This is a genomic window from Bradyrhizobium sp. R2.2-H, assembly GCF_004346455.1.
Classification (GTDB): Bacteria; Pseudomonadota; Alphaproteobacteria; order Rhizobiales; family Xanthobacteraceae; genus Bradyrhizobium; species Bradyrhizobium diversitatis.
On sequence record NZ_SMBR01000014.1, the window covers coordinates 107,349 to 122,391 of the forward strand.

The 15,043-nt window shown below is 64.2% G+C and carries 13 protein-coding genes and 2 pseudogenes; 8 read left to right on the forward strand and 7 right to left on the reverse strand.

Annotated features, from left to right (window positions below):
- Window positions 1-339: 339 nt before the first annotated feature.
- From fdxA to EDE08_RS30450, 4 genes and pseudogenes are all read right to left on the reverse strand, one after another.
- The gene (gene fdxA, locus EDE08_RS30430; protein WP_018643465.1) at window positions 340-678 is read right to left on the reverse strand and encodes a ferredoxin FdxA; all 339 of its coding nucleotides are present in this window, start codon (window positions 676-678) and stop codon (window positions 340-342) included.
- Between the two features lie 131 nt (window positions 679-809).
- Window positions 810-1,073, reverse strand: a pseudogene (locus tag EDE08_RS30435) (RNA-binding S4 domain-containing protein); the annotation flags it as partial.
- Between the two features lie 10 nt (window positions 1,074-1,083).
- A complete protein-coding gene (locus EDE08_RS30440; protein WP_131872629.1) occupies window positions 1,084-4,518 on the reverse strand; it encodes a helicase-related protein in 3,435 nt (1,144 codons plus the stop codon).
- Between the two features lie 815 nt (window positions 4,519-5,333).
- Window positions 5,334-6,143 (reverse strand): DUF3108 domain-containing protein, encoded by an 810-nt coding sequence (locus tag EDE08_RS30450; protein ID WP_131872797.1) that lies wholly within the window; start codon window positions 6,141-6,143, stop codon window positions 5,334-5,336.
- A 548-nt stretch (window positions 6,144-6,691) separates the two neighbouring features.
- Between EDE08_RS30450 and rpmB the strand changes: the two genes are divergently transcribed.
- The 4 genes from rpmB to EDE08_RS30470 all read left to right on the forward strand — a co-directional run bounded on the left by rpmB (window position 6,692) and on the right by EDE08_RS30470 (window position 9,672).
- Entirely contained in the window at window positions 6,692-7,000 is a 309-nt protein-coding gene (rpmB, locus tag EDE08_RS30455) for a 50S ribosomal protein L28 (RefSeq protein ID WP_131872631.1), read from the forward strand.
- 171 nt (window positions 7,001-7,171) lie between these two features.
- Window positions 7,172-7,693 (forward strand): Hachiman antiphage defense system protein HamA, encoded by a 522-nt coding sequence (locus EDE08_RS30460; RefSeq protein ID WP_131872633.1) that lies wholly within the window; start codon window positions 7,172-7,174, stop codon window positions 7,691-7,693.
- A gap of 21 nt (window positions 7,694-7,714) precedes the next feature.
- Window positions 7,715-8,236, forward strand: a complete 522-nt coding sequence (locus EDE08_RS30465; RefSeq protein WP_131872635.1) for a DUF3800 domain-containing protein — start codon at window positions 7,715-7,717, stop codon at window positions 8,234-8,236.
- Between the two features lie 71 nt (window positions 8,237-8,307).
- Window positions 8,308-9,672 carry a T6SS phospholipase effector Tle1-like catalytic domain-containing protein gene (locus EDE08_RS30470; protein WP_131872637.1) on the forward strand — a complete coding sequence of 455 codons (1,365 nt, stop codon included), beginning with the start codon at window positions 8,308-8,310 and terminating at the stop codon, window positions 9,670-9,672.
- 197 nt (window positions 9,673-9,869) lie between these two features.
- Here EDE08_RS30470 and EDE08_RS30475 read toward each other — a convergent pair whose 3' ends face one another.
- Complete coding sequence (locus EDE08_RS30475; protein ID WP_131872639.1) at window positions 9,870-10,667, reverse strand: helix-turn-helix transcriptional regulator; 798 nt, start codon at window positions 10,665-10,667, stop codon at window positions 9,870-9,872.
- 323 nt (window positions 10,668-10,990) lie between these two features.
- Between EDE08_RS30475 and EDE08_RS30480 the strand changes: the two genes are divergently transcribed.
- The 4 genes and pseudogenes from EDE08_RS30480 to EDE08_RS30495 all read left to right on the forward strand — a co-directional run bounded on the left by EDE08_RS30480 (window position 10,991) and on the right by EDE08_RS30495 (window position 12,881).
- Window positions 10,991-11,305: a hypothetical protein gene (locus tag EDE08_RS30480; RefSeq protein ID WP_131872640.1), complete on the forward strand. Its 315-nt coding sequence runs from the start codon at window positions 10,991-10,993 to the stop codon at window positions 11,303-11,305.
- A gap of 269 nt (window positions 11,306-11,574) precedes the next feature.
- A complete protein-coding gene (locus tag EDE08_RS30485; protein WP_131872642.1) occupies window positions 11,575-11,994 on the forward strand; it encodes a DUF6647 family protein in 420 nt (139 codons plus the stop codon).
- Between the two features lie 130 nt (window positions 11,995-12,124).
- Window positions 12,125-12,359: pseudogene (locus EDE08_RS30490) on the forward strand (caspase family protein); the annotation flags it as partial.
- Window positions 12,360-12,635: 276 nt separating this feature from the next.
- Complete coding sequence (locus tag EDE08_RS30495) at window positions 12,636-12,881, forward strand: PilZ domain-containing protein (protein WP_165936267.1); 246 nt, start codon at window positions 12,636-12,638, stop codon at window positions 12,879-12,881.
- A gap of 260 nt (window positions 12,882-13,141) precedes the next feature.
- Here the strand turns inward: EDE08_RS30495 and EDE08_RS30500 are convergent, their stop codons facing one another.
- Both EDE08_RS30500 and EDE08_RS30505 read right to left on the reverse strand, forming a co-directional pair.
- Window positions 13,142-13,549, reverse strand: coding sequence for a hypothetical protein (locus EDE08_RS30500; RefSeq protein WP_131872646.1), 408 nt, complete (start codon window positions 13,547-13,549; stop codon window positions 13,142-13,144).
- A 354-nt stretch (window positions 13,550-13,903) separates the two neighbouring features.
- On the reverse strand, window positions 13,904-15,016 hold the full coding sequence (locus EDE08_RS30505) for an NADH:flavin oxidoreductase/NADH oxidase (protein ID WP_131872648.1): 1,113 nt from the start codon (window positions 15,014-15,016) through the stop codon (window positions 13,904-13,906).
- Window positions 15,017-15,043 lie beyond the last annotated feature (27 nt).

The window sequence follows — 15,043 nt, forward strand, 5'->3', positions numbered from 1 at the left end:
TTCTTTTGTTCTTCGAGGACTTTGCAGCCGGCGCCTTCGTCGCGGTCCGACCCTTGGATGCGCTACGGCTGGCCGCGGCGACTTTTTTGGCCTCCTTATGGGAAGCCCTCGCTGAAGTACTCTTTTTACGCGTTTTCTGTGACACAGCCTGCGCGCGGAAACTGCCACGCCCCTGTTCGACATTTGGTTTCACGGGAACCCAGAAGGGCCAAACGGGCTGACGGGGTTCGGCTTAATGTGCCCAATATAGCACATTTCCCGCAAAAATCAATGATTTAGGGGTCTTCAGGGCTGGTTTTCGATGGCAGCGCCGCTATTAGGGTTAAGTTTGGGGCCGAATTAGTCCCCCGAGCCCGGGTTCGGAGAAAAATATTTCTCGAACTTGCCTTCCATGCCGTCGAATTCCTTGGCGTCGGCGGGTGATTCTTTCTTCTGGGTGATGTTGGGCCAGCTCTTGGCGTAGTCGGCATTGACCTGGAGCCACTTTTCCAGGCCCGGTTCCGTGTCCGGCTTGATGGCGTCGGCGGGGCATTCCGGCTCGCACACGCCGCAATCGATGCACTCGTCGGGGTGGATGACGAGCATGTTGTCGCCTTCGTAGAAGCAGTCGACCGGGCAGACCTCGACGCAGTCGGTGTACTTGCACTTGATGCAGTTTTCAGTGACGACGTAAGTCATCCAACGCTCCGAAAAGCTCTTTTAAAAGTCGTGGCTTGCGTAGCGCGGATGGCCCGGCGCCGCAAGATCGGGAAGGCCGATCATGACGGCTTTGCGCGTTTGATCGACCAAGAAATGAATACAATGCGCAATTAATTACGCGTCCCGAGCTCCTGATAGAGCACCCGTGTCGAGGCGGCATCGCCGCGGCGTTCGTTGAAGCCCGTCACCTTCAGGACGCGCACGGTGCGATCGAGCGCGATGGTGAGGACGTCACCCGCCTTGACCGCATGTCCCGGCGAGGTCTCGCGCACGCCGTTGACGCGGACGTGGCCGGTGACGACGAGCTCAGCGGCCGAACTGCGCGCCTTCACCACCCGCGCATGCCACAGCCATTTGTCGAGGCGCTGCCGCTCGGTCGTGGGCTTACTCCTTCCGGCCCGACAGCTGCTCCTTCAACGCGGCGAGCTTGGCGAAGGGCGAGTTCGGATCGGCCGGACGGTCGCGCTCGCGCGGGCTTGCGCTCGAGGCGTAGGGACGGAGCGACGGTCCACCCTGGCGGTCGCGGCCCTTGTCGCGGTCACGGCCACGGTTGTCGCGGCCCTTGTCGCGGTCTCCACCGAACTTGCCCTTGTCGCGGTTGCGATCCTTGTCGCCGCCCTTGCCCTCGAAACGACGATTCCTGTCGTCGCGGCCCTCGGGACGCGGCGCGCCGTCCGCACCGCCTTCGCGCGGCTTGCGGAAGTCCCTGCCGCCATCGCGGCGACCGCCGCCGTGACGATGGCCCGGCTTCGCGCCGTCGGCTGCTTCGCCGGGCGCGGCGCTCGCTGCATCGGGCGCAGCGCCAGCCTCAGCGCCGGGCCGCGAACGCTGGTTGTTGTGACGCTGATGGCGATGGCGCTCGTGGCGCGGCTTGCGGTCTTCGTGGCGGCCGGCGGGACGCCAGACCTCGACGAGCACGGGCTCGGCGGCTGTCGCCGCGGCCTCGACCGGCGCAGCAGCATCGGGCGAGGCAGCGGCTTCGATGGCGGCGGTCTCGGCCGGAGCGGCTTCGGGCCCCTCAGCCTCGGGGGACGTCGCAGCATCGGGGGACGGCGCAGCCTCTTCTGCCGGCGGCACAATGCCGGGGGCGTCTTCGGGCGTGACAGGGGTCTCGGGAGCGGCTTCGAGCGCCGGCTCCTCATGAGCGGGCTCGTCGTGCGGCTCCATGCCGGGCGCGTCTTCGACCGTGACGGCCTGGTCAGAGGCTTCGGTGGCGACTGTCGTCTCCGCCGGCAGGCCGGCAACGGCCTCCGCCGCGGTCTCGGTCGGGGTCTCCGCGCTGCCCTCGGCGGGCGGCGTTTCGGCCGCAACCGTTTCGACAACGACCGGCTTTGGCGGCAGCGGCGGACGCTTCTCCATGCGATAGCCGAGCGCGCGCAGCACGGAGGCGAAGTCCTCGCCGGCCGAGCCCGTGAGCGAGGTCATCGCCTGCGTGACCACGAAACTGCGGCCGTCGAAGGCGCCGGCAGGCTTCTCGCCCGGCGAGTTGTCGCGCCAGGCCAGCGCCGGGCGGATCAGGTCGGCGAGGCGTTCCAGGATGTCGACGCGCACGGCGCGCTCGCCGGCCTGCTTGTAGCCGAGCACGCGATAGGCATCGCGCGGCAGCTGCTTGTCGACCGGGAACGAGGTGCGGCCCGACGACGCCAGATGCTGCGCGCCCGAGAGCGCGGAAAGATCGACATTGTCCTGCTTCAGGGCCCAGAGCAGCGCGGCGAGTGCACGCGCGGCGGGCTTGAGCAGGCCGGGGAAATAGATGTGGTAGGCGCCGAAGCGGACGCCGTATTTCCGCAAGGTCGCGCGCGAGGATTGGTCGAGATCCTTCAGCTCGCTGGCGATCTTCGGACGCTCGAGCACGCCGAGCGCCTCGACCAGCTGATAGGCGATGCCGCGGGCAATGCCGGTGACGTCCTCGGCCTTCGACAGCTCGAACATCGGGCCGAGCAGTTTCTCGATATGGGTCTTGACCCAGAGCTCGAGCCGCGCCTGCACCTTGTCGCGCGGGCCGCCGGTCAGGCGCTCGTCGGAGATGATGCGGATGCGCGGATGCAGCGCGTCGTCTGCGGCAGACAGCCGCGCCACGGCATCGCCGGTCCAGCGGATGATGCCTTCGGAGGTCAGCACGAACTGCTCGTCCGGCGCGTTGCCGAGCTTCTCGGCGCGCGCGTTGATCTCGCCGGCGAGCACCGCTTGCGCTGCGGCCTGCAAGGCTTTCGCATCGGAGCCGGCTTCCGCCGCATCCGGTGCAAAGGTGAAGCCGTCGAGGCGGCCGATGACATGGCCTTCGACGATGACTTCGCCGGTCTTGCCGATTTCAGTATTCAAGCTCGTGTTCTCCCGCAGGCGGCGCATCAATACACTGGTCCGGCGATCAACGAAACGCTCAGTCAAGCGTTCATGGAGCGCATCCGATAATTTATTTTCGACCTCCCGCGCGATCCCCTGCCAGCGTTCGGGGTCTCTCAGCCAGTCCGGGCGGTTGGCGACGAAGGTCCAGGTGCGGATCTGGGCGATTCGGGCCGACAGCGTGTCGATGTCGCCGTCGATGCGGTCGGCCTGGGTGACCTGGGACTCGAACCAGGAATCGGGAATGCAGCCCTTCCGCATCAGGAAGCCGTACAGCGTCGTCACCAGCTCGGCATGGGCGGCGGGCGACAGTTTTCTGTAGTCCGGGACCTGGCAGGCTTCCCAGAGCCGTTCCACGGCGGCCTTGCCATGCGCGATATCGCGCACCTCGCCGTCGCGGGCGGCGTGGTCGAGCACGCGCATGTCCTCGGCAACAGGCGCGCGCGTCAGCGCCTCATGGCCGGGGGCGAGGTTCAGCGATACCTGGAGCGCGCCGAGCGAGGAGAAGTCCAGCTTCGAATTGCGCCATTGCAGCACCTTCACGGGATCGAAGGTGTGGTTCTGCAGCGCGTTGACGAGCTCGGGCTCGAACGGCGCGCAGCGGCCCGTGGTGCCGAAGGTGCCGTTGCGGGTGGCGCGGCCGGCGCGGCCGGCGATCTGCGCGAATTCGGACGGGGTCAGGCGGCGGAACTGGTAGCCGTCGAACTTGCGGTCGGAGGCGAAGGCGACGTGGTCGACGTCGAGATTGAGGCCCATGCCGACGGCGTCGGTGGCGACGAGGTAGTCGACGTCGCCGTTCTGGAACATTGCCACCTGCGCATTGCGCGTGCGCGGCGACAGCGATCCCAGCACCACGGCGGCGCCGCCGTGCTGGCGGCGGATCAGCTCGGCGATGGCGTAGACTTCATCGGCGGAGAACGCGACGATGGCGGTGCGGCGCGGCTGGCGCGTGATCTTGCGGTCGCCGGCGAATTCGAGCTGCGACAGGCGCGGACGCGTGATCATGGACACGCCCGGCAACAGGCGCTCGATGATCGGGCGCATCGTCGCAGCCCCGAGCAGCAGCGTCTCGTCGCGGCCGCGGCGGTTGAGGATGCGATCGGTGAAGACATGGCCGCGCTCGAGATCGCTGGCGATCTGCACCTCGTCGACGGCGAGGAAGGAGACATCCAAGTCGCGCGGCATCGCCTCGACGGTCGAGACCCAATAGCGCGGGTTCTTCGGCTTGATCTTCTCCTCGCCGGTGACGAGCGCGACGCTGGCCTCGCCGGCCCTGGCGGCGATCTTGTTGTAGACCTCGCGCGCGAGCAGGCGCAGCGGCAGGCCGATCATGCCCGAGGGATGCGCGAGCATCCGCTCGATGGCGAGATGGGTCTTGCCGGTGTTGGTGGGACCGAGCACCGCGGTGACGCCGGCGCCGGGCACGCGATCGGACGGTGCGCGCTCGGAGGCGAAGGGGGAGGAGGAAAAAGCCATGTCTGGGGGATTAGGTAGTGGCGATTGGGGCGAATGTCAGTGCTGGATGGGGCGGGCGGGGGGCTGGGTCTTTCTCCTCATCCTGAGGAGCGCGTCAGCGCGTCTCGAAGGATGAAGGCCCGGCTGGTGCTATTGAGCAAGCCAAGCCCCTCGCCCTTCGAGACGGCCGCTTGCGCGGCCTCCTCAGGGTGAGGGGCACACCTTGGGTGTGGGAACGCCCTCGCCGAATCCTCCGCAACTGTCTCACTTTGCGACGCTTTTCCCGTTCGCCTTAAGCTTCGGAACGACTCTAGAACGAATCGCGGCCGAATCGCTGACTCCCCGTTGAGTCCCGTTCCGTTCTCGCAACATCTCGCGGGACTCGTGCTGGTTGTGCACTAGATGGAGTTTTGCCCAGCCGCACAAGCGACTGGATTCGTTAAAGCTGGGGACGGCGCGGAGTCGAATCAGAATCGGGGAGGAGTCAAATGGATTCCCGTTTGTCTCGCTCTGCCGTCATGCCCAGGCTCGTCCCGGGCATCCACGTTCTCGACCCCGCGCAGCAAGGACGTGGATGGCCGGGACAAGCCCGGCCATGACGCGGGTGCTGAGGCCGGGCGCCTTTTTCGCGAAAACAACCCCATGCACAGTAGGTAAGTGATTGAAATAATTGAAGTCTATTTTTGGACCCGAATTCTTTCGTCATTCCGGGGCGCGCCCCTTGGCGCGAGCCCGGAATCCATCGGGCCGCAGCGACTGTCTCGCGATGGATTCCGGACTCGCGCCTGCGGCGCGCTCCGGAATGACGACGGAGAGAGAAGGGACTCCGTCCTCGCCTACTGCGTCTTGGCCACGCGCGGCGGCTGGGCCGTGGTGATGAAGCTGGTGGCTTCCAGCAAGGCGGGCCCGAGCGGCGTCGGCACTTTCAGCCAGAACGGGACCAGGATGCGGGTGCCGGCGACGGGGGCGAAGGCGATCTCGATGTTGCGCTGGGCGGCGAGGTATTTGATCACGGGACGATCGGGGATGTAGCCGGCGACGGGCACGAAATAGAGCGAGCACACGACGACCGGGCCCTTGTACCCCTTCTCCGCCTTCACGGTCTCCATGCGCTTGAAATCGAGCTTGAGGTCGTAGCGCATGCGGCCGTCGAACACCGGCGCGCTGTTGTGGCAGGCTGCCGGCGTAACGGGATCGCCGGTGCCGGGCACGCGCAGGAGCGAGGCCGTCATGGGGTCCCAGACGCCGCGGCGATGCGCCTCGGTGACGACGATGCGATCGGGATCGACCGGCGGCTCGGGGAGAATCGCAAAGTCCTTCACATTGCCCTTGTCGAGGGTGATGCGGATCTCTTCGGTCTTCTTCTGGGTGGTGGTGGAGGCCTGGTAGCCGGTCGCCACCAGCGCGCCGTTGACGATGCGCCCCTGGCTGGCGCCGGTGCCGGAGCCGCCCGTGAACGTCTTCAGCAGCCCCGCGGTGCCGCCCGCAGCCGCGGCGGAAAACACGTCGTCCTGGATGTCGATGTTCCAGCCGCCCTTGCCGACGGGAATGCCCGCCAGCGAGGCCTCATATTGCGCCTCGAGCTTGCCTTGCGCCGCGGCCGGCACCGCGCCCCACGCCAGGGCCAGCGCGCAAAGCGCGATCAGCCAGCCGGCCAGGCGCGGGCGGGCTGGGCGCAAATCTTGCGCAAAAGGGGACGTTGCAAGCACGAAACAATCCAATCGGGGCGCGATGCGCTGTTACTTAAACCAAAAACCGCGGCAAACAATGTGTCCGGACGTATCCGCCCCGGAACTCCCCCTGATATTTCGGCGGCGAATACGCCCTTTATGTGATGTTAAGGCGCGATAATCATTGCCGTTTTGGTGATCGGGAGGTAACCGCGGGCTCCCACACCTCTCCCGCTTGCGGGAGAGGTCGCGCGAAGCGCGGGTGAGGGTTTTCTCCTCTTGGGGGCACCATCCGCAATGACGTCCGGGCCCCCAAGAGGAGAGAGCCCTCTCCCCACCCCTCTCCCGCAAGCGGGAGAGGGAGCGCACCACCCGGGCGGCCGAATCCCCGCCCAAAAACTTGACGTCCCGCCCCTTCCCCCCTATACGTCCGCCCGCTCCCTGCAAGGACAAAAGAATTTGCCCCCGTGGCGCCCCGAATGGCGGCCGCAGATCGTTGGGGGTTCAGGATAAGGATTTTTGCCATGTCTCGCCGCTGCGAACTGACGGCCAAGGGCCCCCTCGTCGGCCACAAGGTCAGCCACTCCAACATCAAGACCAAGCGCCGCTTCCTGCCGAACCTCGTCAACGTGACGTTCCAGTCGGAAGCCCTCGGCCGCAACGTGCGCCTGCGCGTCTCCACCAATGCGGTCAAGAGCGTCGACCACAATGGCGGCCTCGACCCCTTCCTGCTCAAGGCCAACGCCGACAATCTGTCGCCGCGCGCCCTCGAACTGAAGCGCGCCATCCAGAAGAAGGTCGGCGACACCGCGCCGGCGAAGCAGGCGAGCTGAGATTTTCGGAAATCGGGCGGGGGCTAGGTTGCGTCGCGTGGCGTAGGCTTAGCCGAGTAGAGTTTGTGTAGCGGCCGGATCGGAAGATCCGGCCGTTTTTGTTTTGGGGATGTTGGATCTAATTAGCTCGAAAGTAGCACTTGTTGCACCAACCCTCGATGCTATCTTTGATTGCATATTTATAGCAGATTCGAAGTCGGCATTGCCGTTGGGGGGAACATTACGTACTCGGTAAATCTAAAATCTCAGCTTGATGATCTGCTCGGCGACTTTTCGCAACTTGGAGCGCGGATAAAGCATCTAAGTTTTGATACTGCTTCATGCGGCAGCCGAATCGATGTTCGCTGCAGTTACATTGCCTTTCGCGATGGACAACCGACCTTTCCAGAATTCATCGAGACCATCGCCGATCACATCATTCCATTTTGTCTGCCGCGAAGCGAAATTCGGAAAGCTCGAGATCTACTGCTTGGTGGCGACCATGTTGCGGCCGGACGAATCATGCGTCAGCTCACCGATCGGGCTCGCGCCCTGTTCATTAAAGCGAAGAAAGGAAGTTTCCGCTCGGGAGAAGCCGGCGAGATCGTTCTCTACATCTTCAACGAATGGGTTTTAGCCGCGCCCCAAATTGTATCGAAGATGTATCTTAACGCGTCAATCCAAGAAGTACGCAGGACAGTCCTTTCAAGCTGATGACACTCTTTGGATCGTGATATGAAATTCGCATACTTGGATGAAACGGGTAGCGCTGATCAGAGCGATACTTTTGTAATGACGGCAGTTCTGGTCGATGCTTATCGATTGCGGAAGTACACTTCCGAATTTGACCGAATGATCGACGCAATATTGGCTCAACATCCAGGCTTGCGGAAAGAGCTAAAAACAAAACGCATGATCAACGGGGAGGGAGGCTGGAGCAAGATCGACGCCGAAGAACGAAAGAAGTTCCTCGCTCAGATTTGTGATCTAGCTAACGAATGCTCTAGAATCTTTGCGATAGCCTTCTCGCTTAGAGGCTTCAACGCCGCTGTTGATGGCTCTTATGGCCACCCCTTCGCGAAGAGCTATCGGAGACGAATTGAGTTAATGACTGAGAATGAGCGATGGAAGGGGGAAAGGGACTATTTTGAATCGCTTGGAGCACGACTGCCAACACACGAGCGCGTAGGCCGCAACCCGGGAGGCCTTTGCATCGATTTCTACAAGGCGGCGCAGAGTAAATACTGGACACTCTGAATATTCATCCGGTCCCCACGTCTAATTTTCCGCTATACTCGCCCCGGTAGCATCACCCGGAGGCGCATTCCATGGAGCCCGCGCACGACACCGACCGCAAGCCCGAGCCGAAACACCTCGTCATCTGCTGTGACGGCACCGGCAACGAGATCAGCGAGAACATCTCCAACGTCCTGAAGCTCTATCGCTGCCTGCGCAAGACGGACAGGACGTCGCCGCGGCAGATGGTCTATTACGATCCCGGGGTCGGCACGGTGACGGAGCCTTCGACGTGGCACCGCTGGAAGACCAACATCAACCTGGTGCTGGGGCTCGCCACCGGCTACGGGCTCGATGACAACGTGCTGTCAGCCTATTGCTTCCTGGTCGAGCATTACGCGCCGGGCGACAGGATCTATTTGTTCGGCTTCTCGCGCGGGGCCTACACCGTGCGGGTGCTGGCGGGGCTCATTCATAAAATTGGCCTGATCTCGCCGGAGCAGGCGAACCTCGCAGGCTCGGGCCTCATCGCCTACAAGCAATATTCCGGCACCGGACGCGGCAACGCTCTGGAAGACGTCGAGGGCGTCGCAACCGACGAGAGCGGGCCGCTGCCGAAGGACGCATTCGACCTCGCCGCGCAGTTCGCACGCATCACCTCGACGCGCTGGCCGACCATCCACTTCATCGGCGTCTGGGACACGGTGGCGAGCGTGATCGTGCCGCGCCCCGACCGGCTGTTCTGGCCGAGCCTGGAGGAGCTCGCCTTCACGCGGCGCGATCCCAGCGTCAGGATCTTCCGGCAGGCGATCGCGATCGACGAGCGGCGGCGCATGTTCCGGCTGAACAGATACGAGGAGCCGCAGGACTTCTGGAGCAACCGCTATGTGCCCGACGAGAAGAAGGTGCCGCAGGACATTCTCCAGGTGTGGTTCGCCGGCGTGCATGGCGACATCGGCGGCGGCTATCCGGAAGCCGAAAGCGGCGATTCGAAATATCCGCTGATCTGGATGATCGAGGAAGCCGCCAAGGCCGGGCTGAAGTTCAACCCGAGCACGGTGAACCAGCTCGCCTTCGGCGTTCCGCGCAAGAACTCGCCGTTCCACTATGTCGCGCCGGCCTACACCGGCAAGACGGGCCAATTGCACGATTCGATGACGCCGGCCTGGCGCGTGCTGGAGTATCTGCCGAAGAAGGCCAAGTACAGGGAATGGCCGGCGCGGAAGGTCCATTTCGGCTTCTACATCCCCGACTGCGAGCCGCGCGTCATTCCCGAAGGCGCGCATGTGCATGAGAGCGTGCTGAAGCGGATGGCGGTGGAACCGGACTACCGGCCGGTGAACATGCCGAAGGACTACGTGACGGTGCCGATGCCGGCGGAGCCGGGACAGGCGGAGACGGCCGGAGGGACGGAGGGCGCGGCTTCGCCGGCGCCCGGAGTGCCGACGACGGACTAGGGCGCGGAAACATCAACGTCAGCTTGCCGGGGCACGGTGGAGGTCTTGCACCTCGGGCGTGACGCTGCCACCCGGCGGCTGCGAGCGAGCGTCAGGTCCGGAGGGGACAGCTTGTCCTTGGCGTGCGCCCTGCGCAGAGTCCCTGGCGTGCGCATTGCGCCGAGATTGACGTATGGCTGACGCTCGGGCTCAACGCATCATCGCAGCTTGCCGAGCCAGAGCGCGGCGAGCGCCGCGCGGTTGCGCACGCCGAACTTGGCGTAGATCGACTTGACGTGGAAGTGCGTGGTGTTCGCACTTTGGCCAAGCTTCTGCGCAATCTCCTTTTCCGCGTGACCGTCGAGCAGCGAGAGCAAGACCCTGCGCTCGGCGGCTGTCAGGGCCGCGTTGGCGATGAGCAGACCGTGACTGAGCAGCTGTTGGCGGTGAAACCATCTCAACCCCCGCATCGTGAAGCCCAGAAGCTGGCCGTCCTGCGCCGAGAAGCGGGGTGCCTGCGCATCGCGAAATACGAACAGGCGGATTCTCACGTCCTCATTGAGCGCAATGCGCACTGAAATGCTGTCGGCGAATCCGACATCCAGATAGTGCCGGCGATAATGCTCGCCCTCGAACCATTCCGGCGGCAGCGTTTCGAACAACAGGCGGACGCGGAACGGCTCATCTCCCGACATGGACAGAATCTGAGACAGGTCGACGTTGGCGGACCAGAGCGTATCGTACTGCTTCTGCACGGATGCCGCCACGGCCGGTATCGGGTCCAGCACCCGGACAAGGCGCGGACGCCAGCCAAGCAGGGGATCGGTCCGCTTGCGTGACGGCAATCGCACGACCGCCCCCCACAGAACATTGCGTGCCGACAACATGGTCCGCAGTGCGGACAGCAGGTGCGTCAGCGCGGCGTCACAGTCGGAGACCGAGAAGTCGGCCAGCTGATCCCAGAGTGCATAGATTTCTTGGTTTTGCGGATCGACAGGACCCGTGGAGAGATGCATGTCATTCCCGAAGCGTGTGCAGGCCGCCGACCGCGCGTGTATCCGTAAAGCACAACGAACCACCTTTCCAGGTAGTTCTCAGACCCATCAATCGGCGCGATAGTCGGCACGGTTGTCGGGAAGCGGGTCCTCCCACAGTAATGACATTGGGAGGCCCGCCGGAGAGCGAACCGAGAACCGAATGGCTTCCCGGCTCTTTCACCATCCCGTCATGCGCCGCTCCGCTGCAAAAGCGAGCATCGAGCGGTGAATTTCCACGCGCTTTCTTTTCAGAAACGTCATCGCGGACCACACTGCCTCGGGAGGTTTTCCTGCAGATCTACATGATTGAACGCGGCCACGCCGACCATCCGCTTGCGCGACTGCCTTTCACATGGTGGGAGCGCGCCTGCTTCCGGTCAGAGCTGCGCGCGGATATCAGGGACAGATCCGAGTTTCTACGCGATATCGGCGTCGACGCGTTCGAAGCGCATGCCGAGGCGCGTCGCTTTTTCTGGCAACCGATCACGCTGAAGCGCCCGGCGATGCTGGATTGCGCCCCTGCAACCGCCGCCGTCGCGCGGCCAGCCGTCGATGCCAACGGTTCCAGATATCGCGCTGACAGCGCTCCACGTCATCAACCGACCCTGGCGTCCTGATCATGAAAAACACTTCGCAGCCTTCGTCCGCACTGCCGACTTCTGCGTCGTTTCCAATCGCGAATGAAGGGCGGCGCTTCCTTGCTTCCATCGCGTCGGCGCTGCGAAGCTCGCGACGCCTTCAGGCTGATCGGATCCTGCGTCAGTACGCACATCTGATCGCGCATCCCAGGCAATCCGCCGCGGGGCCAACCTAGCAGAATAGGAAACTCGAAAATCCTCGTCACCAGCAGGCCGCGCTGCGCATCTTACTGCAGGAAGCCGTTTCCTTGGAAAATCTGATCGCAATCTACATCGCATGGATCGTTGCCAAGACCGGCTTGTCGGCTCCTGATCATCCGCGGATCCATTTCGTGACAGTGGCGGACATGGCAATGCGACATGGCTCGCCGGAGGACCGCGGGCTGGAGTTGCAGGCGCTCTACAATCGCGACGAGGGGGCGATCTACCTGCCTCAGGGCTGGCGACCCGATGATCTGCGACAGAAAAGCACTCTGTTGCACGAAGTGGTGCACCACGTGCAGAGGGCAAACAACATCGTCCTTCCCTGTATTGCTGCCTACGAACGCCAGGCCTACGAATTGCAGATTGAATGGCTGCGGGAAGAAGGAGTGGCCGATCCGTACGCACTCATCAAGACCAACGAGCTGGGCATCTACATCGCGAGCGCATGCCGCGACGGATCATAGGCGCCAGGTGTCAGAGGGGCCCGTATGACGGGATGGGATGACGGTCCCTCGCGTTGAGCACGGCCCCTGCCGGGACATCACCCGCCCCACACACGCGCCCCACGGGCGAGCTTCGCTCTGCGGGCGGGCGCGGTGGGCGCTGCGCGATTTCATCGAACGGTCCCGCGATGCCGAGGTTGCGGTCGTCTACTATGCGAGTCATGGCATCGAGGTCGATGGGGTCCAACTATCTCGTTCCGATCGATGCCGCTCTCGAACGCGACACCGACATCTATGACGAAGCATTGTCGCTGGATCGGGTGCTGATCGCCATCGAGCCCGCGACAAAGTTGCGGCTGGTGGTTCTCGACGCATGCCGTGACAGCCAAGATGAGCACTGACAACGGACAATGTCCCTCCGGCAGTTGCGCTATGGACGGATCGGCTTTCGCAAAGCACCGAAAGTATTGTTCGTCGGCCAATTGTCTGAAGAACCGTTTCGGCAAGAAGCAGACGCAGGGGTAGAATCCGCATGCCGCTTGCAGCCTTCGCCGGCACTTTTCGTTAAAATTCTCCTGCCGGCCTTAGCTGCTTCGCATCAACTCCCCGGCATTATCGTCACCCGAACCCGCCGCTAGATGCGGAATTGGAGGAGAGTGCCAATGCATCCGCGCCGCCATGTCCGCGTCAAGCCCGCAGGGCTGGTGTCGCGCCAGGCCAAGATCATCACCGACCCGCGCGCGCCGGTGATCCCCTGCACGCTGATCGACTATTCGCCCGGCGGGGCCTGTGTCGATCTCGGCGGCCAGGTGACGATCCCCGATCGCTTCGAGCTGCTGCACGTCAACACCAAGAAGCGCTGCCGCATCGCCTGGAAGCGCGGCACGCGCGTGGGCGTGGTGTTCTAGGACGCGCTGCTGCTGACCCTCCCCTGGAGGGAGGGCCATCGCATGTGAGTTCCTGGCGGCGCCTGAGTGAGCGCCTCGTCCTTCGAGACGACCGCTCCGCGGTCTCCTCAGGATGAGGCTAAGTAGCATCGGTGCCCGCTGAAACCGCTGCCGCGCACTCGGTCCTCATCCTGAGGGCCCGCCAAAGGCGGGCGTCTCGAAGGATGGCCGCAGGGAAAGTTTCTCAAATGCGATAGCCCTGCCCTGGAGGGGTCAGACGGCTACTTCCGCATCCTCGCCTTGGCGCCCGCGACGATCTGCATGACGACGCCGGCGAGCCAGCCGGCGAGGACGAGCCAGGTCCAGAGCATGTGCGGGTCGATCCGCAGCACGATGACGAAGACGGAGACGAAGGCGGTGAGCGTCGCAAGCAGCGTGCCGGCGGAGCTCATGAATTCGGCGGCGTCGATCTGGCTGTGCGCATCGTCGAACGGCAGCTGCGGCGTGTCGATGCCGAGATAGAAGCCGATGCCGCCGAGCACCATCATCAGCAGCAGGAAGCCCTGCGTGGTGAGCACGGGAATGGCCGATCCGACATAGGCGCCGACGAACAGCCCGCACGCCGCACCGGCCATCGCAAGGCCGACGCGCTCGAAGATGTGAGCCGCTTTGCGGACAGGATAACGCATGGGCAGCCCTCCATTGCCTCGCCTGCGCGGAAGGTTAGGCCAGTTTCGGGGGGCGTGGAAGGTGGGGACAGTTACGGAGGTGAGGTAGGACGGCGCCTCCAACACCCCGCTGTCGTCCCGGACAAGCGCGCCTAAAAGCACACGCCGATCCGGGACCTCCGCGCGAGCGCTTGCGCTCGTCGCCATAACCACAGGGAGGGGTTTGGCGAAGACTCCAGGTTGCTTGTCGACGTACACCCCGCACCATCGAGGAATCCACGCGGTATGGGTCCCGGATCTGCGCTGACGCTTGTCCGGGACGACACCGTTGATTTGGCGCGGTCGTCGCGCCTCGCATGCAGCAGGCGCTCGTCCTCACCGCGCGCCGAACGTGGTCTTGCCGAACAGCAATTTCTGCGTCGAGGGCTGCGAGCGCCAATATTGCGGCGGCGCTTCGACCTCGCCGCCGAGCTCGGCGGCGGCGTGCCAGGCCCAGCGCGGATCGTAGAGCATGCCGCGGGCGAGCGCGACCATGTCGGCCTTGCCGGATGCGACGATCTCTTCCGCCTGCTTCGCGTCCGTGATCAGGCCGACGGCGATGGTGGGCAGGCCGGACTCGCGCTTGATGGCGTCTGCGAACTGCACCTGGTAGCCGGGGCCGAGCGCGATCTTCTGCAGCGGCGAGACGCCGCCGGAGGAGGCATCGATCCAGTCGACGCCGCGCGTCTTCAGCGCTCGCGCAAATTCTATGGTCTGCGCCAGGTCCCAGCCGCCTTCGACCCAGTCGGTCGACGACACCCGCATGCCGACTGGCTTGTCGGCGGGGAATGCGGCACGGACCGCGTCGAACACTTCGAGCGGATAGCGCATGCGGTTCTCGAGGCTGCCGCCATATTCGTCGGTGCGCCTGTTGGAGATCGGCGACAGGAACTGATGCAGGAGATAGCCGTGCGCGCCGTGCACCTCGATGGCGTCGATGCCGAGCCGCGCGGCGCGCTTCGCTGAATCGACGAAGGCCTCGCGGATGCGCTTCAGGCCTGCCGCATCCAGCGCCAGCGGCGCGGCCTCGCCCTCCTTGTGCGGCACCGCGCTCGGGCCGACCGTCTGCCAGCCGCCCTGCTCCACCGGAATCAGCTGGCCGCCGTCCCAGGGCCGCGCGCTCGAGGCCTTGCGGCCGGCATGGGCGAGCTGCATCGCGACCGCGGTGGAGGAATGCCTGCGCACCGAATTGAGGATCGGCTTCAAGGCGGCCTCGCAGGCATCGCTGTAGAGCCCGAGGCAGCCCGGCGTGATGCGGCCGATCGCCTCCACATGCGTCGCCTCGATGCAGAACATCGCCGCGCCCGACAGGCTGAGATTGTTGATGTGGGTGAAGTGCCAGTCGGTGGCGACGCCGTCATCGGCCGAATACTGGCACATCGGCGACACCACGATGCGGTTCTTCAAGGTCAGGCCGCGCAGCTTGATCGGGGAAAACAGGGCGCTCATGCGGGGAGTTCCGGAAGGTGGGAGGGG

Excerpts from the sequence above, each read along its gene's own strand:
- fdxA (WP_018643465.1), bottom strand. The coding sequence starts at position 678 with ATGACTTACGTCGTCACTGAAAACTGCATCAAGTGCAAGTACACCGAC.
- EDE08_RS30440 (WP_131872629.1), bottom strand. The coding sequence starts at position 4,518 with ATGGCTTTTTCCTCCTCCCCCTTCGCCTCCGAGCGCGCACCGTCCGAT.
- rpmB (WP_131872631.1), top strand. The coding sequence starts at position 6,692 with ATGTCTCGCCGCTGCGAACTGACGGCCAAGGGCCCCCTCGTCGGCCAC.
- EDE08_RS30465 (WP_131872635.1), top strand. The coding sequence starts at position 7,715 with ATGAAATTCGCATACTTGGATGAAACGGGTAGCGCTGATCAGAGCGAT.
- EDE08_RS30470 (WP_131872637.1), top strand. The coding sequence starts at position 8,308 with ATGGAGCCCGCGCACGACACCGACCGCAAGCCCGAGCCGAAACACCTC.
- EDE08_RS30475 (WP_131872639.1), bottom strand. The coding sequence starts at position 10,667 with ATGCATCTCTCCACGGGTCCTGTCGATCCGCAAAACCAAGAAATCTAT.
- EDE08_RS30480 (WP_131872640.1), top strand. The coding sequence starts at position 10,991 with ATGATTGAACGCGGCCACGCCGACCATCCGCTTGCGCGACTGCCTTTC.
- EDE08_RS30495 (WP_165936267.1), top strand. The coding sequence starts at position 12,636 with ATGCATCCGCGCCGCCATGTCCGCGTCAAGCCCGCAGGGCTGGTGTCG.
- EDE08_RS30500 (WP_131872646.1), bottom strand. The coding sequence starts at position 13,549 with ATGCGTTATCCTGTCCGCAAAGCGGCTCACATCTTCGAGCGCGTCGGC.
- EDE08_RS30505 (WP_131872648.1), bottom strand. The coding sequence starts at position 15,016 with ATGAGCGCCCTGTTTTCCCCGATCAAGCTGCGCGGCCTGACCTTGAAG.